The 21,368-nt window shown below is 55.2% G+C and carries 18 protein-coding genes and 3 pseudogenes; all 21 read right to left on the minus strand.

Translation table 11 applies throughout. The features are described from left to right. Positions 1–77: 77 nt before the first annotated feature. Positions 78–401 carry a hypothetical protein gene (locus NRB16_RS12520; protein ID WP_257106248.1) on the minus strand — a complete coding sequence of 108 codons (324 nt, stop codon included), beginning with the start codon at positions 399–401 and terminating at the stop codon, positions 78–80. Between the two features lie 143 nt (positions 402–544). Then, positions 545–877: pseudogene (locus tag NRB16_RS12525) on the minus strand (transposase); the annotation flags it as partial. A gap of 9 nt (positions 878–886) precedes the next feature. Beyond that, entirely contained in the window at positions 887–1,234 is a 348-nt protein-coding gene (locus NRB16_RS12530) for a hypothetical protein (RefSeq protein ID WP_257106249.1), read from the minus strand. A gap of 358 nt (positions 1,235–1,592) precedes the next feature. Beyond that, positions 1,593–1,970 carry a hypothetical protein gene (locus tag NRB16_RS12535; protein WP_257106250.1) on the minus strand — a complete coding sequence of 126 codons (378 nt, stop codon included), beginning with the start codon at positions 1,968–1,970 and terminating at the stop codon, positions 1,593–1,595. A 15-nt stretch (positions 1,971–1,985) separates the two neighbouring features. After that, positions 1,986–2,081 (minus strand): HNH endonuclease, encoded by a 96-nt coding sequence (locus tag NRB16_RS29665; RefSeq protein ID WP_373568460.1) that lies wholly within the window; start codon positions 2,079–2,081, stop codon positions 1,986–1,988. A gap of 544 nt (positions 2,082–2,625) precedes the next feature. Beyond that, positions 2,626–2,787, minus strand: a complete 162-nt coding sequence (locus tag NRB16_RS29670; protein ID WP_373568461.1) for a polymorphic toxin type 43 domain-containing protein — start codon at positions 2,785–2,787, stop codon at positions 2,626–2,628. Between the two features lie 425 nt (positions 2,788–3,212). Then, positions 3,213–3,620 (minus strand): hypothetical protein, encoded by a 408-nt coding sequence (locus NRB16_RS12540; protein ID WP_253112095.1) that lies wholly within the window; start codon positions 3,618–3,620, stop codon positions 3,213–3,215. Between the two features lie 366 nt (positions 3,621–3,986). Then, entirely contained in the window at positions 3,987–4,292 is a 306-nt protein-coding gene (locus tag NRB16_RS12545) for a hypothetical protein (protein WP_257106251.1), read from the minus strand. Continuing rightward, a complete protein-coding gene (locus NRB16_RS12550; RefSeq protein WP_257106252.1) occupies positions 4,274–5,608 on the minus strand; it encodes a hypothetical protein in 1,335 nt (444 codons plus the stop codon). Before NRB16_RS12550 ends, NRB16_RS12545 begins: the two co-directional genes overlap by 19 nt. Before the next feature lie 297 nt (positions 5,609–5,905). After that, positions 5,906–6,127 (minus strand): polymorphic toxin type 24 domain-containing protein, encoded by a 222-nt coding sequence (locus NRB16_RS29675; protein ID WP_373568462.1) that lies wholly within the window; start codon positions 6,125–6,127, stop codon positions 5,906–5,908. 294 nt (positions 6,128–6,421) lie between these two features. Next, positions 6,422–6,826: a hypothetical protein gene (locus NRB16_RS12555; protein ID WP_257106253.1), complete on the minus strand. Its 405-nt coding sequence runs from the start codon at positions 6,824–6,826 to the stop codon at positions 6,422–6,424. Then, positions 6,823–9,303 carry a DUF637 domain-containing protein gene (locus tag NRB16_RS12560; protein WP_257106254.1) on the minus strand — a complete coding sequence of 827 codons (2,481 nt, stop codon included), beginning with the start codon at positions 9,301–9,303 and terminating at the stop codon, positions 6,823–6,825. Before NRB16_RS12560 ends, NRB16_RS12555 begins: the two co-directional genes overlap by 4 nt. Positions 9,304–9,441: 138 nt before the next feature. Continuing rightward, positions 9,442–9,561, minus strand: a pseudogene (locus NRB16_RS29680) (hemagglutinin repeat-containing protein); the annotation flags it as partial. Then, positions 9,546–9,630 (minus strand): annotated as a pseudogene (locus NRB16_RS29685) (hypothetical protein); the annotation flags it as partial. The pseudogenes NRB16_RS29680 and NRB16_RS29685, both read right to left, overlap by 16 nt. Before the next feature lie 296 nt (positions 9,631–9,926). After that, positions 9,927–10,601, minus strand: a complete 675-nt coding sequence (locus tag NRB16_RS12570; RefSeq protein ID WP_306456430.1) for a hypothetical protein — start codon at positions 10,599–10,601, stop codon at positions 9,927–9,929. Positions 10,602–10,909: 308 nt separating this feature from the next. Next, positions 10,910–11,299, minus strand: a complete 390-nt coding sequence (locus tag NRB16_RS12575; protein WP_257106257.1) for a hypothetical protein — start codon at positions 11,297–11,299, stop codon at positions 10,910–10,912. A 74-nt stretch (positions 11,300–11,373) separates the two neighbouring features. Then, complete coding sequence (locus tag NRB16_RS12580; RefSeq protein WP_257106258.1) at positions 11,374–11,721, minus strand: immunity 8 family protein; 348 nt, start codon at positions 11,719–11,721, stop codon at positions 11,374–11,376. Positions 11,722–11,729: 8 nt separating this feature from the next. Further along, a complete protein-coding gene (locus tag NRB16_RS12585) occupies positions 11,730–12,095 on the minus strand; it encodes a hypothetical protein (RefSeq protein WP_253140236.1) in 366 nt (121 codons plus the stop codon). A 220-nt stretch (positions 12,096–12,315) separates the two neighbouring features. Beyond that, positions 12,316–12,606, minus strand: a complete 291-nt coding sequence (locus NRB16_RS12590) for a hypothetical protein (protein WP_253140237.1) — start codon at positions 12,604–12,606, stop codon at positions 12,316–12,318. 8 nt (positions 12,607–12,614) lie between these two features. Next, on the minus strand, positions 12,615–19,508 hold the full coding sequence (locus NRB16_RS12595; protein WP_257106259.1) for a DUF637 domain-containing protein: 6,894 nt from the start codon (positions 19,506–19,508) through the stop codon (positions 12,615–12,617). Positions 19,509–19,535: 27 nt separating this feature from the next. Continuing rightward, positions 19,536–21,239 carry a ShlB/FhaC/HecB family hemolysin secretion/activation protein gene (locus NRB16_RS12600; RefSeq protein ID WP_257106304.1) on the minus strand — a complete coding sequence of 568 codons (1,704 nt, stop codon included), beginning with the start codon at positions 21,237–21,239 and terminating at the stop codon, positions 19,536–19,538. Positions 21,240–21,368 lie beyond the last annotated feature (129 nt).

Genomic DNA, 21,368 nt, shown 5'->3' on the forward strand with positions numbered 1-21,368 from the left:
GCTTTTCAGCCATGGTCACGCTGGCCTGCAGCCTGCGTTGCATGCGTCAGTACTTTTCGTACAAAACCTAGCACCAGCTAATCAAGCAAGAATGATGAGAAATAAAACGAAAACTTTTTATCCTCAAGATCACTCAGGTGATAACGCATTCTATCGAAGCCAGAATCCAGCTTATGAACATTCATGTGCATCAGCTGAGTTAATCCGCCACCAAAATCACGGGCCGTAAATTGACTAATATCAATGAACTTGATACTCACTACATCAGTCCCGGCCTGTTCAGAGGCCGAAATCGATAAAGATAAATCATAAGCCATCTCATCAGTATTCAACTGAGTACTAATTGTATGTAGGCAGTTATGAGCAACAAGCAATTCATTTAACTCTGGAAGACTAATCATTATTGATCCTCGTCTCTTTCCTATTGGAGCCATAGCCTGGACCATATTCATCCATTATTCGGCGTAGTCATTTTCCAGACTTCTTGGCAACCTCTGCTGTATGCGATCCATAAACCCCACCTGCCCAACGATGGGTTGACGGTTTACTGTGGCATTTCTGGCGAGCAGTTCCACGGTAGCAGAGCTTCGTAGTCTGCTACTGACGAGGCGTGCGGCAGCCGCTCGAGTACGTGGCGCAGCCATGTATAGGGCTCTTGGCCGCTTACCTTGGCGGTCTCGACCAGGCTGTAGATCTTCGCGCTGGCACCGGCGCCGTTGACGGTGTCGCTGAACAGCCAGGCCTTGCGCCCGATGACAAACGGCTTGATCGCTCTTTCGGCCGCGTTGTTGTCGATGGGCAAGTAACCCGCTTCGACGTAGCGTTCCAGCCGGCTCCAGTTATTCGCCAGATAATGCACCGCCTTGCCCAGCGCGCTTGCCCCGTCTTATATGTTGCGCAATGTCCACCATCGGCAGCTTACCTCTGGTTCAAATGTCACCCTGGCCTCCGAAATTGAATCACAAATTTCAAATACAACATGAAGTCCAGCACCCGCATTATCTCTCACCAACTCGATAGACTTGACGTTTTCCGATGAAATAACTACCAGTTCTTGCGTGGCAAGCCTTAACATGATTTGGAAGGATTTCATCACGGCGCTAAAAGAAACATCAATCTCTAACTCACTGTTTTCTGACTTCTTTTTGTAGCGACATAGCGCCAGACTTGGATCAAGCTCAACAGGCTCGATACCAAACTCTTCCAAAAAATCACTTGTACTTGGAAATTTCATTACTAAGTCCTCAGTGGAGCGGTATGACTGTGCTGAGTTTACGAGTTCCGTCATCAAGAATCTGGAAGGTGCTCTGAAAATTAGCAGCTTTACCTGATGGCCCCATAAACAGCGACTATCTAACCTCAAAATTTCCGTACTGATTGGAGATGGTGCTCATCACATTGTCGTCATTTTTGGCAGAAAGAGTCAAATGGTCAGTTGGTATCTGACGACCAGCGGTATTGTCTGGAGCATTGAGCCTCTTCATTTAAAGCGCAAGTTGATTTGAATGAGCCGCGTTATGGGAGCTGCTTTCGACACGGCCAAACAACTAGTAAAACTTACCCGGCGCAATTTCTAAGACTTTTGCACCTACTTACAATTTGATGAAGTCAAAGACCTGGCCAAACAGTCGCTCAATATCTGGCGACGCCTCAAGACACGCAAGCGCGTCATTCGACGTTAAAGGAATGTCGTAAGGCTCAAACCCTCGACGAACAGCAATACCATACAAAGCATGCTCGTCATCTTCCGTATGTTCCCAATGGGGCACATAGCCAATTACCTTATAGATCTTGAAAATCTCATCATAAAAATCCATTAAGTCATACAAAAATGCTGGAGCGTTATTCAGCGACAACGCTTGAGTGCACCAAAAATTAAGTTCATGCCTGCTTATAGCCCTACAAAAAAGACAGGTCATAACGAACGCCATCAGCTCATCACTGAAGCAACTAGTCTCATTCAGACTCACATTCCACCCCATGGCTTAGCCACCGATATGCTCCGTTTTCTCATGAATCAATTCAGGGGCCAACTGCATTCGCCAACTATCTTGATGATGATACCAAGTATACCCGTCCATTTTCTTTGACCCGGTACTTTGCCCGCTCTATGTCATAAAGGCTTTAGTTGCTTGGCTGTTTTTTTGCCAGGTGACGTATTTTTTGAGTCTCTCCAGTTTTTACTAAAGTCTCCAGCGCCGCTTCTAATATTGTAGATCGTAGGACGAATAAAGCCCATTTCAACGCTGCACTAGACCAGTGCTCACTTTGACTTTTAAGGCCTTGCACAATAATGGCTTCAAACGGAAATAGGTCTATGAGCTTCTCGGGAACTCTATGTTTTTTGAGGCTGTATATCATTTTGCAGTAAACGGCTTCTGGAAATTTCTCCAGGATGGGCAAAAAAAGACATATGCATTATCTTCGCTGCCTGTCTGAACAGTATACTCTGTCGGTCTAGCCCAAAATCCTTTGGAAGTAAGCCCTAAATTAAAGTGCCCTCCACACAACTCTGCTATAGGAAGCCAACTCAAAATGGTCTCTCCAGAGTTGTACTCCGTTTTTTTATCCATGGAATATCTAGCTTGTCGATTTCCGCTGATAGGTTTTTTCTCAGTTCATCTATCATCTAGATATTCCCGGGGTATGGGGCACATTCACGCCATGGCTGCTCATAAAGGACTTGAACTGCTGACGAAGCTCTGGAGTCCAGTTCATCCCGTAATGTCCGCTCCATTCATAAGTTCGAAGAACTCCATTTTTCTTCCAGATCCCGCCGCCGACTATAGGGCACCTCTAAAAACTACCTGCGTTGCCATCGCAGCGTTAAAAAACGGCTCAGAATGCTCATTTACAACCCGTAAACTCCGCTTCCTCGCCGTTTTTTGCCTTGCGCTGGCTGCCTCGCCTACGTTTTTAGAGTCACCCAACAGTATCACCCGACGCAAATTTCGTTGTCTACACGCGCAACGCCAGACGTGGCGCGGCCTGCGCGCCGGTCGGCCCAGCTGATTCGCGCTCGCTGAATAAAACCACCCCGACGTGGGTTTTCAGCCCGTCAAAATACGACCTGGACGACCTAAACCAACCAGCGACAAAAGCCCCTGGCGGTTCGGTGGCGAAGCCGTCGGACAGCGGCAACAGACGGGAGGTTTTGCAGTAAGCAGATACAACAACACCGGCGCAGGGCCGGTGTTGAGGGTAAGCAGTGTTCAAGAGAACTCTATTTTGCAATCTGACAGAGGGATCGAGCGGCCATCGGAAATAACCAATTGATTACCTTTGATTTTGGCGAGTAACAGACCAAGGCCAATTGCCCCTGCCTCAATATCTTTTCTCCAACCGTCAAGATCACCATGATAGGAAATCGCGTAAAAAAGAGGCCCCGCGGGCGGGGTGACTTTGCACCCGCGATCATTTACCCCTCCACGAACAGCATTCGGAGGTTCAGAAAAGCACGTAATGTTATTAAATTGTTTTCGGAATTTGTTTTTCCCATCGTCCGAAAAATAAACAACTTGCTGCCCATCAACAGCCGTAACACCAGGTACATTTCGAGAGTTCGACTGCTCGATTTTCCCACCCAGAATTTTTTCTAACGTCTCCCGATCACTACTCATTTCACACCTCACTTTGTTATCGGGGTAATTACGAACTTAAAGTTTGTGACGCCTACATCGGTAAACACCTTCGAATAGTAACTAGCTGGTTTTAGGCTGTTCGTATGGGTTGAGAAGTCTTGACTCACATTTAGCCTGACAACCCGAATACTTCCGTCTGGCGTTTTTACAAAATCATATGAGCCGGATGGAGTTATTCTGTTTTCGGTTTGAGTTTGTAACCAGTAGCGCCAAAAATCATCCTGTGCAAGTGTTCTTGCTGGTCGCTGTGCGATAGCAATGTCATTAGGGTGTAGGTTAACTGACGTGCCCCGCTCAGTAAGATTCGGAACACTCCCAGTTCCTTCTGCATCAACTGACTATCGACTACGGCCAATACTCAATCATATAGCCGCCCTTTAGTTCTTGTTGTAACGACTTCGCCAGTTGCATGCCTTCGGCTTTATGCCGAAGCTCTGCCTCAAGAGTGGGAAAAACAGAGTCGGGAGGGTAGTCGCTGTTGAAAGTCGCTTGGTACTCTTCGTCCCAACTCCTGATTTTCGCCATCAACTCTTGAGAGATGGGTAAATCCTCGATGTCAACGTGCCCCATTCTATCCGGATCTGGGCAAAATATTGGCCCGGCCAAATATTCACTTGTTAGTCTTAACCTAATCATGGCAATGGCTTCCAAAAACTTACCGGATTAGCTCGAACCACGAAACCGTTTGAGCCAACACCGACTGCAATATTTTGCTCAACACCATTGTACGTAACACGATAAACATTAGCCGAACCATTGGTCCCGATAATGTCACCACGCTCAAGAGCGTTCATTACTATCGTTGGAATATCATTGCGCGAGATGCCCTTATTGACAAAGTCTACTTCGTGTCGTTTATAGATATGTTGCAATCCAGCAGCATCAGTACCCTTTTCCAACCAGACTGTTCGGCCATCTGGCAATCTACGGATATCAACCACATTTTCCGGCGTGATCTTAGTTCCTCCAGACAAGCCCGAGATCAATTCGTCTCTCGTCAGAGTCGAACCTGACACTCCTTTTTCACCAATACCCTCTACTGAACTATTGGTCTTCTGCGCCTCGGCGATGTTCGCCTCAGCCGCCTTCAGATTCGCTAACCTACCACCATCCTTTACCTCTAATCCACCTTCGCCTCTTACGACATGGAGGCCTTTTTCAGGGATCAGTACCTCGACGTTTCCGGTCTTGGTATTTACGAAAACCCTGGAGCCCTCCGGTAAATTTGCTGGACGAGCAAGCATCGCGCCTGCTGAACTGTCCTCTTTGTACCAAGACGGAATTTCTATCTGGTCTACTGTCTTGCCTGCCGTCGTAACCGTCTCTACAAACGGCACATCCGGATCCCTGCCTGGCTTCCCGGTCTGAGCGAAGTTCTCGGTGACCTTCTCCAGTTTCACCGTGGTGGCAAGCTGTTCAAGCTTTTTGCCAGAGATGAGAATTCCCATTTCCGAAAGTGTTGCGGACTTGGTGGCTGCGCCGCCACCGCCGGTGGACACGGTACTGATGACGACGGCAGTGACCTCGCCCATCATCTTGCCGAGCATCTCGGCATTTTCGTCGCCACCGTGCTCAAGGGCCTGGTCGATTTTTTCGAGTTTCTCCCTAAGTTGGGCGTGGATGTGTTGTTTCAGCCGATCCCTGACTTCCGGGGAATCGACAAACGCGATCACGGCGTCGATATGCGCTTGCGGATCGCGCAGCATGCTCACGGCACTGTTGAGGGTGTCGACCCCTATACCGGCCATGCCATCCTTGAAGCCCTTGGCGATTCCTACACCGGTCAGTACATCCTGATCGAGTGAGGTTTTCTCCCACTTCAGGAATACAGCTACTTTCTCCTGGGGCGTTTTAGCCTCGTTGTATTCCTTCTTGTATTGGATGATCTGTTGGGTCGCCAGCCAGTTGTTGTCCACGTTGGCGATGGCAGCGTTGGTGCTGGTAGCCGCTGCGGACGGATCAGTCATGGCCGCGATACCGGTCACCAGACTGGCGATCACATTGCGTTTGGCTTCGCGTGAGGCGTTGGACTCATCGGCACTGGTTTCGGAGAAGAAGGTCGCAAGCCGTACCCACTGGACACAATGCTACGTATTCAACAACAAAATCAGGAAACAAAAGCTTGCATGACAATAATACATCCTCAGGGTTGCACTGACTGCTTATATAAGAAAACTCATCAACCTCGTCTTTTTTCGCCCATCCCGACTTCCAGGATTCATAACGAACCAAGCCGATCAAGGGATGAATTGTGTTAACTTTCATTATGGGATCTCGCCGGGTTTAGCGGGCCTTGGTGCTAGTTTTGTCGAGGGCGATTGAACTCTAATCGTCCCGTCTGGCAACTTATTTCTACCGTACTCAATTACATGCGGCGTTTGCACGTTCGCATGCGCGGCTCCAGTAACGGGCGGTTGCACTCTGCTCCTGCAAACGCCATGTTTTTCATGCGTCCAAAAATTGCCTGGAGTTGCGGATCCCACCATCCATTGTTTTCTGGCCTGATGTAAATAAGGAGGAGTCAATAGCCATGGGTCCCTGTCCAGTAATCGGGTCAATCCGTATGAATATGGACTACCAATTTCTTGGGGTGGTAAATAAGTGTCTTTTTCGTAATTAGAGTTCCTATAGTTGTTACGCTGTGCCTTATTAAACTCATTGCCCGCATCAAGTCGTTGCAATCATTCAGGTTTAGACGATGAAGCTACAACATCAGCTAACTTTTCTGCTGCACCGCCAGAAGCTTTTGCATCAACTAGTCAGGCGACATTGGGTGGGGCTTACCTCATGATATCTGCGGACACATTTCCTGCACGAGCGAATTCTATAAAAACAGCATAAACAAGTTCTAGATTACGCGTGATCGCCCTAGCTGGATACATCTCACCTAAAATACTGACGAGTTCGTTTTTCGAGTTGAGATCAGTTAAAGTTCTCACGCCATGCTCACCATCTTTATCATATTCGCTAAGCATCAGTAAGAAATTTCCACTCTCAACATACAATACAAGCTCATAGGGCTGAACTTCACATTCCAACTGGCGCCGCATTGTGATAACGCCGGAGCGCTCACTGATGAAACTCAACACATCCCGAACAACAAACGCCTCAGGATCCACGACAGCTTCTAGCTGATGGCGACCGCCATTAGAATCAACAATATAACCTCCAAAAACCATACTCATGGCACTTCCTTAATAGACCGCATTCCCGGCACCCAATTATATTTTTTTGGCAGTCCCGTTACGTCATCCATCGCTTGAATAGTTAAAGATTTCAATCCGGCCTTTTCCGCCGCTGCTGCTATATCACCCTTGCAAAAACCACATACATCTTTACCTGCAACGCTCATAGTCATATCAGCTCCTTGAGTCTTGCCAGCATTATATGCCTGCTGTATGACTCCAATTTCTGCATGAGCGTCGGCCATATTTCCGTTCGGCAACGGTTTTCCTGTTGCTTCAATCTTGGTCGCTACTCGATCAGCTATTAGGGTTGCCTCATCTGATTTTGCCTGAGCAATTGGGCGAGCTGTTTGGTTTACATCAGTAAATGCTGCATTCCCAATTTTCCCCTCGGCAGTGACAACCGGAGAAATGCCTTTTGTACCAGTGCCCCCTACTGAACTACCGGCCTTCTGCGCCTCGGCGATGTTCGCCTCTGCCGCCTTCAGATTCGCTAACCTACCACCATCCTTTACCTCTAATCCACCTTCGCCTCTTACGACATGGAGGCCTTTTTCAGGGATCAGTACCTCGACGTTTCCGGTCTTGGTATTTACGAAAACCCTGGAGCCCTCCGGTAAATTTGCTGGACGAGCAAGCATCGCGCCTGCTGAACTGTCCTCTTTGTACCAAGACGGAATTTCTATCTGGTCTACTGTCTTGCCTGCCGTCGTAACCGTCTCTACAAACGGCACATCCGGATCCCTGCCTGGCTTCCCGGTCTGAGCGAAGTTCTCGGTGACCTTCTCCAGTTTCACCGTGGTGGCAAGCTGTTCAAGCTTTTTGCCAGAGATGAGAATTCCCATTTCCGAAAGTGTTGCGGACTTGGTGGCTGCGCCGCCACCGCCGGTGGACACGGTACTGATGACGACGGCAGTGACCTCGCCCATCATCTTGCCGAGCATCTCGGCATTTTCGTCGCCACCGTGCTCAAGGGCCTGGTCGATTTTTTCGAGTTTCTCCCTAAGTTGGGCGTGGATGTGTTGTTTCAGCCGATCCCTGACTTCCGGGGAATCGACAAACGCGATCACGGCGTCGATATGCGCTTGCGGATCGCGCAGCATGCTCACGGCACTGTTGAGGGTGTCGACCCCTATACCGGCCATGCCATCCTTGAAGCCCTTGGCGATTCCTACACCGGTCAGTACATCCTGATCGAGTGAGGTTTTCTCCCACTTCAGGAATACAGCTACTTTCTCCTGGGGCGTTTTAGCCTCGTTGTATTCCTTCTTGTATTGGATGATCTGTTGGGTCGCCAGCCAGTTGTTGTCCACGTTGGCGATGGCAGCGTTGGTGCTGGTAGCCGCTGCGGACGGATCAGTCATGGCCGCGATACCGGTCACCAGACTGGCGATCACATTGCGTTTGGCTTCGCGTGAGGCGTTGGACTCATCGGCACTGGTTTCGGAGAAGAAGGTCGTCAGGAAGTTGGAAGCCGCACCGCCCATCGCGCCTGCCGAGCAGCTTTGCCGGCTGGCGGCAGCGCCTGCACAGCCCAGCATGGCGTGCCAGGCGGCGTGTTCGGGACTGCCTTCTTTCAACCCCTTTTCGACCATCTTGCCGATGGCAGAAGAGCCTTCCTGCTGCACGTAGTTGACCAGCATGTTCTGCGCGAACTGGCTGGTGCCGCCCGTTACATTCGCGGAGGCCCCAGCAGTGAGCGCAACGGTGATCTGCCGATAAGTGCCGCCAGAGCCCCAGTCATTGTCGATTTGCCGAGCCTGTTCTTTCAGGCTGTTGTAATTGGCGATGTGGGTCTCTCGCTCCTTGTCGGAGAGGGTGGGGTTTTTCAGTGCCTCCAGTTCCTCGTCGGCCTGCTTGTTCTTGGCGTCGACTTCCCTGGCCCGCTCCTCCAGATAGATGCCGGTGTTTTGTATGAAGGTGCTGGTGATCGCGAAGTTGTTCTGAATTTCTTCAGCATCGAAGATCGGCTTGAGCTTGTTGCTGCCATCGCGTTCGCTGGACACATCGGTATTGATATCCGCGATGGTTGCGGCGGCGGTTTGCCCGGTTAGTGCTTGTTGGCCCGCCTCATTGGTGATGGTGACGTTGGCCCCGCTGATGCCACTGCGGGTGGTGCTGCGGGCATCACCGCTGGCAACCAGCGCAATCGGCGCGTTGGCGCTGATGCCCTTGACATCCGCCGGCTTCTGACCGGGGGCGCCGGCCTCTATGGTGTTGTCAGGCTTGCGCGCGGTCTGATTACCCGCTCCGCCACTCAGGCCGATGCTGCTGGCGTCGTAATCAGCCTTGTTTCTGATATCGGTGGAGGTCAGGGTACCGGTGCTTAGAGTGTTGAGTCCGCGCTCTACAGCTCGATCACTGCTAGTGATGGCGCCACCGGTGAGGCCGGTGTTGCCCTTGACCTCAATCTGGAAGCCACCGTCGCCCGCTTTGATACCTGACTGTTCGCTGACGCTGGCGTAGTCACTCTGCATTTTCTGCTGATTGAACGAGCCGCTTCCGCTTACGCCATAACAAAACGGTGGAATACAAATGCTGATCCCGACGCTGGCATCGGTCTGTTTGGATTTGTATTTACTGGTGTCCTGCAGGCTCTCGATATTCAGGTCACGGCCTACGTTGGCCTGAACCTGATTGGCCGTTACGACCGCGCCTTTGAGGTTGGTGTCGTGGCCACTGCCGGTGCCGGTGAGCAGGGCGCCGCCGCTGGCCTCGTCAGCCAGCTGGAACAGGCCGTTCTGGCCCCTCGGCAGGCTGAAGCCGGGCAGGGTGGTGGGGTTGATCTGCTGCTGGGCCAGGTCTGGCGACTATGAGTCTCACTTCTGAGACATCACACTAGCCCGCTTATTCCTACAAGCTCAGCGCTTTGTCCATCAATTGAATACTCAGCAACAGCAATATTCCTACCGCTACCAATATTTAGCTTCGAGCGTACTTGCACCGCCCGTTCAGATAATCTTGCTAATCAATTGGCGGCGGCAGCCTGTTTTGCACCCGCCTCCTTTACCGGGTTGGTATATGGCATGCCAGCCTCAGCATTCGGAGAGACAGTCGAGGTGTATGGCGCCTTTCCTGTGCCCGTTCCTTTTGCCCTTATTCAACTATTCAATGCTGGTAAAGACAGCACTTCATCGTACTGTGGCCAGTCTTCCCTCGCGCGTTTGAGCACACCTTGCATCAACTCGTCCAACTCAGGGACTGGTTGCTCTGGCGGCAATTGGTCAAAGGGCGCGGCCAGCAGCGGATGATCAATCTTCTGCGGATTGGCTAAACCTTCCCACTGGCGCAGGCGCAGGATATAGATAATTTCCACCGGAACGCGCTCCAAGTGCCAGTCCTGATTGAAGTCGTAGGAATTCTTCTGGCTCTCTTTGCCGGTTTGCCAAGTGTGGCGGTCACACGCGGCCAACAGGCAGGGCATCAGGTCGTCGGGGCTGGGAGTGCGCCACATGGCCAACAAGGCTTCGTAGATGGGTTCGTCGTAAGCATAAGCAGGCCATTGATGCGAGACATCGCCCATCCAATCGGCAAACACACGCAGCATAAAGGCTTGGGCGCGGCGGTTTTGCTCTTCGTACTCAATCACTAATTGATGCCCACGGTTGAGAGCCGCATGGGTGAGATAGCCCTGATGGATGACGGCGTCCTTCCAGCCTAGGATCGCCATGGCGGCCATCATATTGCTGGCGGTTTGGATGCTGTAGTTTTGGCGGCGTCGATCATTGCCTGCCGCTTTGGCAATAATGTCGAACTGGCCCGCCCAGAAGAACAACTGCCAGATTCCTACTTGGTAATAGCGCAGCCAATGGGCCAATTCCAGAAGCCATTGCGGATTATCTGGTGCGGTTGCCAATACCTTGTGGGCTCGTGTGACGGCCATCCATTCGGAGCTACTACGCGTAATGTTGTCACTATTCGGTACAGGCATTGATGGCTTCGCAAATGCATCGCCGCGTTCAACATATTCACGAATGCCATTCAGCTCGTATTTATCTGAGACGTGTGGCCCCTTGGCTATGCGCCCCAGCACGCTTTTGTAGGAAGGCCATCTCGGGTTCACGCCCGAGCGTTCGCACTGAATTACTTCTTGGTCCATGGTTCCACCTTAAATTCTGCTACACCTGTTTTATTGGGGGCGGGAACACCGACTTTGACTGTTACCTCTTGAACCTTGGTTTTTGCCGAATCTAACGCCGCTTGCAAAGCATCGCGTAAAGCAGGATCAGAGTCGGCAATTGATCTGTTAGCCAGCCACCCCTCCAACCGCGTCCTTGGATCCCCATGCGGCGTACCGGCCTTACTCACGCCATTCACCGAAGACTTCGCACCCATCACCACCACGGTAATCGTATCGCCATTGATCGCCACCGCGCAGCCATCGCAGCCGTGGTTGCTACTGTTTTGCAAAGGTTTGAAATTGAGGCCGGTTTTCTCGTTAAGGGTTTGCAGGGCCAGTTGCTCGCCCAACACTCCATCATTTACAAGTGCAGATAGGGTGCAAAAACACCGGCGCAAGGCCGGTGTTAGATAAACAATCCTGTTGATTAGGATTGGTAATCATCAAACTCCCAGGCAAATATCTTTCCCAGATTTATCACGATAGTTTCCCAGCTATCCCCCTCGCAGCGACTTACATACTCATGAATCAATCCATTAATAGTCGAAAAATTATATTCTCGAACAATTAATAGACCTCTCCCCCAACGAGGCTCCCACATTGTCTCTTCTAACCACTTTGGAGTGCAGATGAAAAGCTCAAAATCATCTGCCCCTTGCGTACTATCAAGCCCAATTCGAATACGAAGACTTAAAGAAAAGTTGTCTACGCTCTCAGGGATGTAGGTCTCGACATCAAAAAAATCATTAGAAATACTTTTTATAACAGCGTGCATCATTCCTCCTAGTCAGCCACATTCAGATGGCCGTTACTTACTTTTACGCGCTGACCTGTTACCGGGTTGATGTTGTAAGTTTCAAAATTGGCCTGTACGCCTGTCGTTGCAAAAGATGAATCTTTGGGTGTTGGCGGCCTATATACACGAGTGCCGTCTGCGCTAATCAAACCAAGTCCGTCACTTGTTTTTGTCGCGCCATCTCCAACCCAGGTTTTACCCAACTGATTAGCTTCGGAAGATGTACCTTGACCTATAGAGAAGTTCGGATTTTTCGTTCCACTGCCGTTCACAGTCGCAGCTAATCTTGAGTCCTGAGCCGCAATAGTGCTCAGGTTTTCTTGTATCAGTTGATCCTTCAGCTTTGGATACAAGGCCGCATTTCAAAATGGTCCCTCCAGAGTTGTACTCCGTTTTTTTTATCCATGGAATATCTAGCTTGTCGATTTCCGCTGATAGGTTTTTTCTCAGTTCATCTATCATCTAGATATTCCGGGGTGTGGGTCACATTCACGCCATGGTTGCTCATAAAGGACTTGAACTGCTGACGAAGCTCTGGCTGGCCCACTGTCAGTTGCCGTAGCTTTTGCACCATCAACTATTTTCTTGCGTCAATATTTCTATAAATCTATCAAATGCCTTAGAAACAGCCCGCCCCTCTTCTGGAGAGAGCAAAATATTCATAACCTGCTCATCAATAGTACAGTCATATATATCAATGCTCACCCAACCTCTAGACCAGAACTCAACAGTCCCTAGCTTGTTAAAACCTTCCAGCTCTATCCTTTCAAGGTCACCAAAATTTCCATCAGTAAATGATGAGTACTCTAGAGAAAATCCATTCAAAAGTGGTTTTACGTTTTCATCAAACCAGGAGCTATTCATAAGATCTCTCACTTCTTGTCTAGAATCTCAATGTTCTTAATCGCCGGAAGATGCTCGCCGCCCTGCTTGTTAAGCAAGAATTGCTGAGATTTACTTGCGTCAGGGCCAATCATTTTAAACCAGCCATCTTTTCCGCCTTGCAGCAAGCTGTTAGCTGGAACATCAAACTCAACATAGACAGAGCCTTTGGATGCAGCCCCCTTAAAGTCGGCGATGCCATTAGTCGAAATAAAGGTTTGTCCTCCACCTCCTTGCACCACTTTATTCGTGCTTTGCATCTGCGCCAGTTCATCAGGAGACATCCACCTTCCTACACGAGTCATGCTGACATCGTTGATCGCCTTGGTTTCGCCAAGTCTTAACGGAGAACTGACTGGCGCTTTTGCACCTCGGGCATTACTCCAATAAGCATACGCCTTTTCAACACCCCTGGCCTCTACGGTCGCCACAGTGCCCGTATTTCGAACCCCAGCATTCACGGCTCCCAGCGGCGCGGTGAGTACGCCGCCGACAATACCCTGGCCCTCTACAAGTGTTTGTTGTAGCTCTGCCTTGGCGGTAAACGCTCGGTCAATGAGGGTGAGTTTGTACTCACAGGCTTCTGGCGGGCAGTCCCAATCCCCTAGCGCTGCAAGGCCACCATGGATTTCACCCAATAGCGCCTTGGCCCTTGCTGGCCCAACAGTGGCAAGCGCATCTGCGAGGTTGTCCTGGCTAAGCTGGTCATACTCGATATCGCCAAAGGTGCCTTTCCAGGTGTTCTGGTAGCACTCTGGAGTGCTGCAGGCTTTCATATCCCCGACGAAATCTTCCATTTCGTAGTGATTGAGAAAGTTGTACTGAGTGGCGTTCTTGGTAATCCATGCACCCGTCTCTAAAGCCTTTTCGTCGCCACCCACGCCAGCGACAGTCATCACTCCTACCAGTTGTGATGCAGCAGTGAGTAGCAGATCCCACTGCTCGGGAGCCATCTCAATAATCTTTCGCCGCAGTTGTGTAGCAACCGCTTCGTTGGCTCCCGCAGCAATCGCGCCGGTCATGAAGTCGCTGCCCGATGCTTCTGCCAGCGTGCCGCCAATAAAGGCATGCCAGGCAATTTTTCCAGGGCTACCGTCTTCGAGGTTGAGGCCTCCTACAGCATCAAAGCTGGTGGCTGCGATGGTGTTCAGTACGGAGTTGGTCAGGGCATCACTGAAACTTCCCTCCATACCTGCTGCCTTGCTAAGTGCTACATAGGTACCGCTTTGTAAGGTCTGGCTGGCGGCGAACCTTCCAATGTTCTCCATGCTTGAAAGGTCTATGCTGACCTTATTGGTCACCGGGTTGGTTTTAGTGCCTGTGATGCCGTCATACACGCCAGCAGTCAATGAGGCTGTCAAACCGTTCACTGCGTAACCCTTCATCGCGTCCGATGAGGTCACATCTTTAAAGACGGTGCCCAGATTTCCTCGGTTGTTGATAGCGCTGACTGTTGCTGTTGTGGCAGCGCTGGTGGCTATGGCCGAACCTCCAGCAGCCACTGCTGTGCCTGCACCACCCAATGCCCCCATCGCGGCCGGCCCAACGACTACCGCCATCACGATCGCAATCACCAGTTGAGAGCCGGCCCCCAACCCCGAATGGCTGTACTTGAACGAGTCGTGCAGTTCCTTCACCTGCCGCCAGTCCACATCGCCCCGGCGTTCGGCGTCCTTGAGCCAGGCCAGTTGCGGGTCGGCCTTGACCATGGCGTCGATGGCCTGGCTGACGGTTTCCTGATCGACTTGTTTCACATCGATCTGCAAGCCGTTCACGGCGCGGATCGCCAGTTCGCCCTGGGCGATCATCTGGGTCTGGCGCAGGGTTTCGTCGGTGCGGCCCTTGCCCTTCATCGAGTTCCAGGCCAGGTCGCTCTTGCTCTTTTCGTGGCTCTCCTGATGCAGGTCCTTGACGCCTTCGAAGGTGATGGCGCCGCCGCTTTCGAGGGTCAGGTTGCGGCCGCTGTTGAGCTGTGCGGCCTGATAACGTTGATCGCCGCCGCTGGTCAGCAGCAGGTCGCCGCCGGTGGTGATTTGCGTGCCGACATGGCGGATATCGGTGACTTCGTCACGCTGGGTCTGCTTCGCGCCGAAGCTGCCCTTTTTCTTCATGTCGTACAGCGAGTAGTCGCGGTTCTTTTCCGCCAGCAGATTCAGGTTATTCCCGGCATACAGATACGCCGCATCCCCGGCCTTGACCTGGCTGGCACTCACGGTCAGGTCTTGTTTGGCGCTGAGTGCGACGTTGCCCTTGGCAGTCAGGGTGCTGGCGACCTGTTGGGTGTGCTCCTGCTGGTCGGTGACCTTTTTGGTTTTGCTGTAGTACTGGCTTTCGTTAGCGGCTGAAGTGATGTTGAGGTTGTTGCCAGCATTCATCACCAGGTTGCCCTGGGCTTCGACCTGGCTGGCGATGACGTTGATGTCGTTACTGGCCTGTACGCCGATGTTCTGCCCGGCGCTGACGCTGGCGGGCAGTTGGGTGACGCTGGAGCGGGTGTGGTTGGCGCCGTTGATGCGGCCTTCCTGGGTTTGCGCTGCGACGATGTTCACATCCTGCCCGGCCTCCAGGCGCACGCCGCCTTGTGCCTGCATCACCCCGCCGATGTTGTTGATGTTCTTGCCGGCCTTGGCCTGCAGGTCGCCGGCCGATTCGATGCGGGCCGGGTTGTCGGCGAAGTCTTCGCGCCATACAGAGGCGCCCATGGCGCTCTGATGACGGGTGACGCTGCGTTCGTTGCTGACGCTGCCGTCTTTGGCCAGCAGGCTGACGTCGTGGCCGCTGATCACGCCACCGGCGTGGTTGATCAGGTTGTTATCGGCCTCCAGCGCCAGGCGTTGTTCGGTCTGGATCAGGCCGCTGTTGAGCAGGTTGCTGCCTGCCTTGGCACTGAGGTTGTTGCGGCTGAGCAGGGTGCCGACGTTGTTGAGGTTGTTGCCGGCGATCAGTTGCAGGTCGTTGCCCTGGATCAGCGCGCCGTTGGCGGCCAGGCGGTTGTCGGCCTGGGCCAGGTACAGCACGGGCACCAGCACGCGCTGGCCTTGTACCTGCTGTTCTTCCATCCAGACGATGTCGTGGGTGAGGGCGGCGACCTGTTCGCCGGTCAGCGACACGCCAACGCTGAGCTTGAGCGCGTCGCGGCTGGCCAGGGCGTTGTCCATCAGGTATTTGAAGGTGGCTTCGTCGCTGGTCAGGCCGGCCAGGTAACGCTGGCCGGTGCGCGAGACCACGGCTTGCTGGACCAGCCGCTGCTCGTAGTAGCCGTCGCCGAGGCGTTTCCACTGGGTGTCAGGGTTGTAGCCGAGGTTGTCGAGCAGGTAGCTGGAGCTGAGGAACTGACGCATGTCGGTCAGTGCCGGGTTGGTCTCGATCAGGTACGGGTGGCTACCGGCACCGGTGGTGTTGAGCAGGGCGCCGCCGCTGGCCTCGTCAGCCAGCTGGAACAGGCCGTTCTGGCCGCTGGGCAGGCTGAAGCCGGGCAGGGTGGTGGGGTTGATCTGCTGCTGGGCCAGGTCCGGCGACAGCTGGCTGTCGAGGCGGATGGCGGTGGCGTGGGCGGTGCCCGGCGCGTCGATGTTGGTCCGCTCGCCGCCACTGACGTAGGTGAAGCCGCGCTGCACGGCGCGGTTGTCGAAGTTGTTGCCAGTCTCGATGGACACGTTGCCGCCGGCCTGGATCAGCGCCGCAAAGCTCTGCTGGTCAGGTGTCTGGCGGTTGATGGTGCGCAGCTCGGTGACTTCCCGTTCAGTGCTGGCGATGAAGTTGCTCATCGCCGCTTCAAGGCCGCCCAGATCGTTGGCGTTGTAACGCGCACCGCCCTGTGAATAACGCTGGGTAAAGTCGTCAGCCAGGGCATACCAGCCGCCCGGGCTGCGGGTGCGCTCGGAGATGAAGGTGCGGCTGGTGTGGGTGGTGCTGGGCACTACGCCGATGTTGCTGAAGTTGTTGCTGAAGTTGGCGGTCAGCGCACCGCTGCTGGCCAGGGTGCTGCTGCTGTTGAGGAAATCCGTACCGCGCAGGGTGATATCGCCGCCGGCAGTGATGCTGGAGGCCTCGCTGAAGGCTGTGACTTCAAGCTTTTCCAGTTGCTGGATATTCCAGACGTGGTGTTCCTTGCCGCCGCTGCAGTCCAGGTTGCCGGTGCCGGCGGTGGTGCAGGCGATTTCGTTGATTTGCGCGCTGTAGATCCCGGCGTCGTTGACGGTCAGTAGGTCGCGGATGTTCTGGATCGAGCGGGCGGCCAGCAGCATGTCGCCGTCGCTGGTCAGGGTGCCGGAGCGGTTGACGATGCTGTTGGCGTTGGCGCCTGCGGCATCGGCGCTGATCTGCAGGTCGCCCAGACTGTAGAGGTGGCCGCGCTGGTTGGTGAAATCGTTGACCAGCAGGCGCATGTCGCCAGCGCTGGTGATGATGCCCCGGTTGAGCACGCTCGGCGCGCTGAGCTCCAGCGTGCCGAGGCTGGTCAGCCGGCCGGCCCCCGTGTAGCTGCCGCTCAGGGAGAGGGTCAGGTCGCCGTCGGCACCGATCAGGCCGTTGTTGGTCCAGTTCTGGCCCCGCCCGGTAAAGCGCTTGGCAGCAATCAGCCGGCCGCCTTCAGTCTGGGTCAGGGTGGCGATGTCCAGGTCCAGATTGGCGGCCTGCACGTTGCTGCTGTTGGTCCAGCGCTCGCCGCTCAGGCTCAGGGTGCCGTTGCTCGACACGCGACCACCGGCGTCTTGCAACAGAGGCAGCCCCAGGCCCAGGCGGCCGCTACCGGCGTGGGCGATGACGCCCTCGTTATTGGTCAGCCGGCCGAGGCTGAAGTCCATGTGCTGATTGGCGCTTTGCAAGCGACCGCGGCTGTTGTCCAGCGTGCCGCTGATGTTCAGTTCGGTGGTGCCGGTGCTGCCCAGTGCGCCGATCTGGCCTTGGCTGTTGTCCAGGCGGGCGGCGCCCAGCGTCAGGCTGGCGCTGCTTTCGATCACGCCGTAGCTGTTGAGCAGGGCGCCGGTCAGGCCGAAGTCCAACTGGTTGCCAGCGATTTCGCCGTTGCGGTTGTCCAGACCGCTGCCGCGCAGTTGCAGCCGTCCTTTGCTGAACAGGGTGCCGTTCTGGTTATCGATGTTTTTCGCGTCGATCGACAGGCTGTTGGCGGTGATCACGCCCTTGTTGCGGTTATCCACCTGGGCGGCCATCAGGCTCAGCAAGCCCTGGCTGCTGAGCCGGCCATTGCGGTTGTCGATCTGCGCGTTGCCGCTGATCAGCAGGTCGCCGCCGCTGACCACCTTGGCGTTGCTGTTGGTCAGTTGCTGGAGCAGTTCCAGATTCACACCGCCGCTACCGACCAGGGTGCCGTTGCTGTTGTCGAAACGGCCGGTCTTGACGGTCAGGGTTTCGCGGGCAGACACCATGCCGCCGAGGTTGTCGAGGTTCTGCACGTGCAGGTTCAGTGCGCCGCCGCTGGTGACCTGGCCGTCGCTGCGGTTGGTCAGCCGGTCGTTCTGCACCGTCACCGACTTGATGGCGCTCAGGGTGCCATTGCCGTTGTCCAGGGCGCCGCCCTTGACGGTCAGGCTGTTGTCGCTGAGCAGCTTGCCGTCCTGGTTATCCAGTTGCCCGGCGCTGACGTTCAGGCTGTCCTGGCTAAGCAGCTGACCTTTGCGGTTGTCGAGGCGCGCATCGACGTTGGCGGTCAGGTCGCGGCTGGCGGTGACGCTGCCCTGGTTGGTCATGTTGCGTGCGGCCACCCGCACATCGCCGGTCTTGTTGCGGCTGTTGTCGGCGTTGACCCCGGCTTCTACCCGGCCACTGTTGTTCAACTGGTCAGCCTGCAGGCTCACGACCTGCCCGGCGGCGATGCTCTTGCGGTTGGTCAGGGTCTTGTCGGCATTGAGCTGTACTTGCCCCTCGGCATACATCGGCGCGCTGACGTCGATGTCGCGAGCCTTGGCGACGATGTTGCCGCTGGCGGCAGACTGGGCCATGGTCAACTGGCCGTTGGCGTCGATCTGGATATCGCCACCACTGGCGGCCAGGTCCCCGGCCAGCTTCACGCCTACCCCGGCTTCGGTGCCGACCAGTTTTACGGCACCGGCATACATGCCGCCCAGCGCCGAGCTGTCGATGGCCAGTTCCGGTTTGCTGCTGCCGTCATCGGCCAATGGCGTGGCCGCCAGCGTTTGTGCGTCGACGTCGTTGCGCCCGGTGATCACGTTGAGTTTGTTGGCGTGCAGTTGGGCGTTGATTCTGGCGCTGCGGGTGATGATGTCGAACTGCTCGACATTGCTGGCATTCAGGCCCGCACCTTCGATCGCCACGCTGCCGCCCTGCACATTGAAGCGCTGTAACTGGCCGTTGGCGTCGAGTACGGGTTTGCCGGTGCTCAGCGTGGCTTGCGGGGTGTTGATGAAGCCGCAGCCATTGCAGGTGATGCCGTGCGGGTTGGCGACGATGACCTTGGCTGGCTGCCCGGCGACTTCGGTGTAGCCCTTGAGCTGGCTGGGGTTGGCGCCGGTTACTTCGTTGAGAATGACCCCGGCGGCCTGGCCCTGCAGGTTTGGGTTGCCCTGGATGATGCCGCCCAGTTGGGTGGCCTGGGCGGTGTCGGTGGCGTTGTTGAGAATCAGCCCCTGGGCATCGACGTTGTACTGCTGGTACTGGTTGTGCGACAGGCCGCTGGCGTTGGGCGCGGCAATGTTGACCACCGGCACGCCGTTGCCGGCCTGGCCGACCTGGGTGTTGGGGTTGCTGGCGACCACGCCTTGGGCCTGGACCAGGATCGGTTGCCAGAACAGGGCATTGGCCAGCACCAGCGCCAGGGCGCGTTGCAGGGCGCTGTGACGACGCTCGGTGTTTTGCTGGGCAATAGAAGGCTTGTCCGCCAGGCGGGCCGGAGCAGTGACATCCATGTGGATACCTCGTTGAAGCGTCGTCGTTTAAAGGAAAAAATCGATCCGGAAATACACCGGGCTTTCGCGCTCAATCACCGAGGGGCGTTCCAGCGAGTGGGCGAAAGTCACCGAGGTCGCCACGTTGCGGCCGCGGGCAAAGAGCTCGAACGAGTGGCCGGACAACCGCCCGTGCTGCGCGCCGTTGTAGCGGTCATTGCTGATCACGCCCTGGTCGTAGCCGATGGCCGCGCCATATTCACTGAACGCCGGGCGCAGCCAGTCGAGGCCGACCGGGCGGGTCAGGCGCAGCTCGTTGCGCCAGTAGCCGCCGCTGTCGCCTGACAGGTATTGGTCCTTGAAACCGCGCACCGAAGACACCCCGCCCAGGCTCAAACGCTGCGGGCTGTACAGTGCATCCTCGCTGTGTTGGCCGGTGGCCAGGCTGCTGAAGGTCAGCCGCTCGCCCCACAGCTGGAAGGGGTACAGGTAACTGACGGTGGCGGTGTACTTGCGGTAGCGGGCGGTGGGGATGCCGGGGCCTGGACGATTGCCATTCGGGTCATGGTCACCTTGTGCATCCAGGGCGCCGATGCCCTGTTGCATGCCCAGGTCGATGTTGACGAACGAGCCGCCGACCCGCCGGCCATGGGTGATGCCGAACTGGGCCTCGGTGATGCGGTTGCTGCTGGTGCCGAGCTTTTCATCGTTGATGTAGTTGTTGGTGCGCAGGTGCGACAGGCCGGTATTGATCGAGGTCTTGCTCAGCGCATCGCGGTGGATCACCCGCTCGGCGCGCAACTGGTGGCTCTGGCTGTCGCCGCTTTGCTTGAAGTCGAAGGTGCTGGCTTGCCCCAGCGCCCGGTAGTCACTCTCGCTGTAGTAGTAACTGAAGTTCCACCAGCCCCATGGCACCTCGTAGCCCATCAGGAAGTTTTTCGAGGTCTTGCGATGGTCGCTCAGCGCGTCATGGCCGCCGCGCAGGCGCAACTGGTCGGCCAGCCCCAACGGGCTGTCCCATTCCAGGCCGGTGCTCCACTGTTGTTCACCGGTGCTGCGCTGGCCGTCGTTATGCCGCGACAGGCTGGCGCGCCAGGGTTTGTCCGGCCTGTTGTCGACCAGCACGTTGCTGCCGCCAATGGCCTGGCCGGGCGTCAGGCGGGTTTGCACCCGCCGCGAGGGCAGGCGGTTGAACTGGTCGACCATCTGCTCGATGTCGCGCAGGTTAAGCACCTCGCCGGGCTTGCCGGGGAAAGTCATGGCCAGTTCACGTTCGGAGACTTTGCCCGGCCCCTCGCTGCCGAGTTTTTCAAGCTTGCCCTCGACCACCAGCACGTGCAGTACGCCCTGAGAGAGATCCTGTTGCGGCAGGTAGGCGCGGGTGGTGACCATGCCCTTGTTCAGGTAGTGGTCGGTGATGGCCTTGAGCACTTCGTTGAGCTGCGGCACGCCCAGGCATTTGCCGACCCAGGGGCTGACCAGTTTTTTGCGCTCGGCTTCGGACAGTGACTCTGCGCCCTTTAGCTCGATGCGCTGGATATCGAAGCAACGTTGTTCGGTCGCGGCCGATGGCGCGCTCGGCTCGGCCTGTTGGCCGGGCAGGGTCTTGAGTTCTTCGAGGCGACGGCGCTGTTCTTCCAGCAGGCGGTCCTGGCGGTCGCGAATCAGGTCCTGCTCGCCGGGTGTCGGCAGGCCTGCAGCGTGGGCGGGTAATTGGGAGGCGAGGCCAAACACCAGGGTGCACGAGGCCATCCATGTCCGGGAGAAGACTGGCATAAGCGTTCCATCGTTGATGCCGGGGTCTGGTCTGGGCGACCCCGAGGGAAGGGCAGTACGCCCTGAGGATGTCGATCAGTGTTACGAATGTTTCATGGTGTGTAT

This window comes from Pseudomonas sp. LJDD11, assembly GCF_024584215.1.
Classification (GTDB): domain Bacteria; phylum Pseudomonadota; class Gammaproteobacteria; order Pseudomonadales; family Pseudomonadaceae; genus Aquipseudomonas.

Bases quoted from the DNA above. Each gene is read 5' to 3' on its own strand.
- NRB16_RS12560 (WP_257106254.1), bottom strand. From the start codon at position 9,303: ATGCAGAGTGACTACGCCAGCGTCAGCGAACAGTCAGGTATCAAAGCG.
- NRB16_RS12520 (WP_257106248.1), bottom strand. From the start codon at position 401: ATGATTAGTCTTCCAGAGTTAAATGAATTGCTTGTTGCTCATAACTGC.
- NRB16_RS12550 (WP_257106252.1), bottom strand. From the start codon at position 5,608: ATGACTGATCCGTCCGCAGCGGCTACCAGCACCAACGCTGCCATCGCC.
- NRB16_RS12600 (WP_257106304.1), bottom strand. From the start codon at position 21,239: ATGGCCTCGTGCACCCTGGTGTTTGGCCTCGCCTCCCAATTACCCGCC.
- NRB16_RS29665 (WP_373568460.1), bottom strand. From the start codon at position 2,081: ATGGACGGGTATACTTGGTATCATCATCAAGATAGTTGGCGAATGCAG.
- NRB16_RS12590 (WP_253140237.1), bottom strand. From the start codon at position 12,606: ATGAATAGCTCCTGGTTTGATGAAAACGTAAAACCACTTTTGAATGGA.
- NRB16_RS12595 (WP_257106259.1), bottom strand. From the start codon at position 19,508: ATGGATGTCACTGCTCCGGCCCGCCTGGCGGACAAGCCTTCTATTGCC.
- NRB16_RS12530 (WP_257106249.1), bottom strand. From the start codon at position 1,234: ATGAAATTTCCAAGTACAAGTGATTTTTTGGAAGAGTTTGGTATCGAG.
- NRB16_RS12540 (WP_253112095.1), bottom strand. From the start codon at position 3,620: ATGAGTAGTGATCGGGAGACGTTAGAAAAAATTCTGGGTGGGAAAATC.
- NRB16_RS12580 (WP_257106258.1), bottom strand. From the start codon at position 11,721: ATGCACGCTGTTATAAAAAGTATTTCTAATGATTTTTTTGATGTCGAG.
- NRB16_RS29675 (WP_373568462.1), bottom strand. From the start codon at position 6,127: ATGGTGGGATCCGCAACTCCAGGCAATTTTTGGACGCATGAAAAACAT.
- NRB16_RS12555 (WP_257106253.1), bottom strand. From the start codon at position 6,826: ATGAGTATGGTTTTTGGAGGTTATATTGTTGATTCTAATGGCGGTCGC.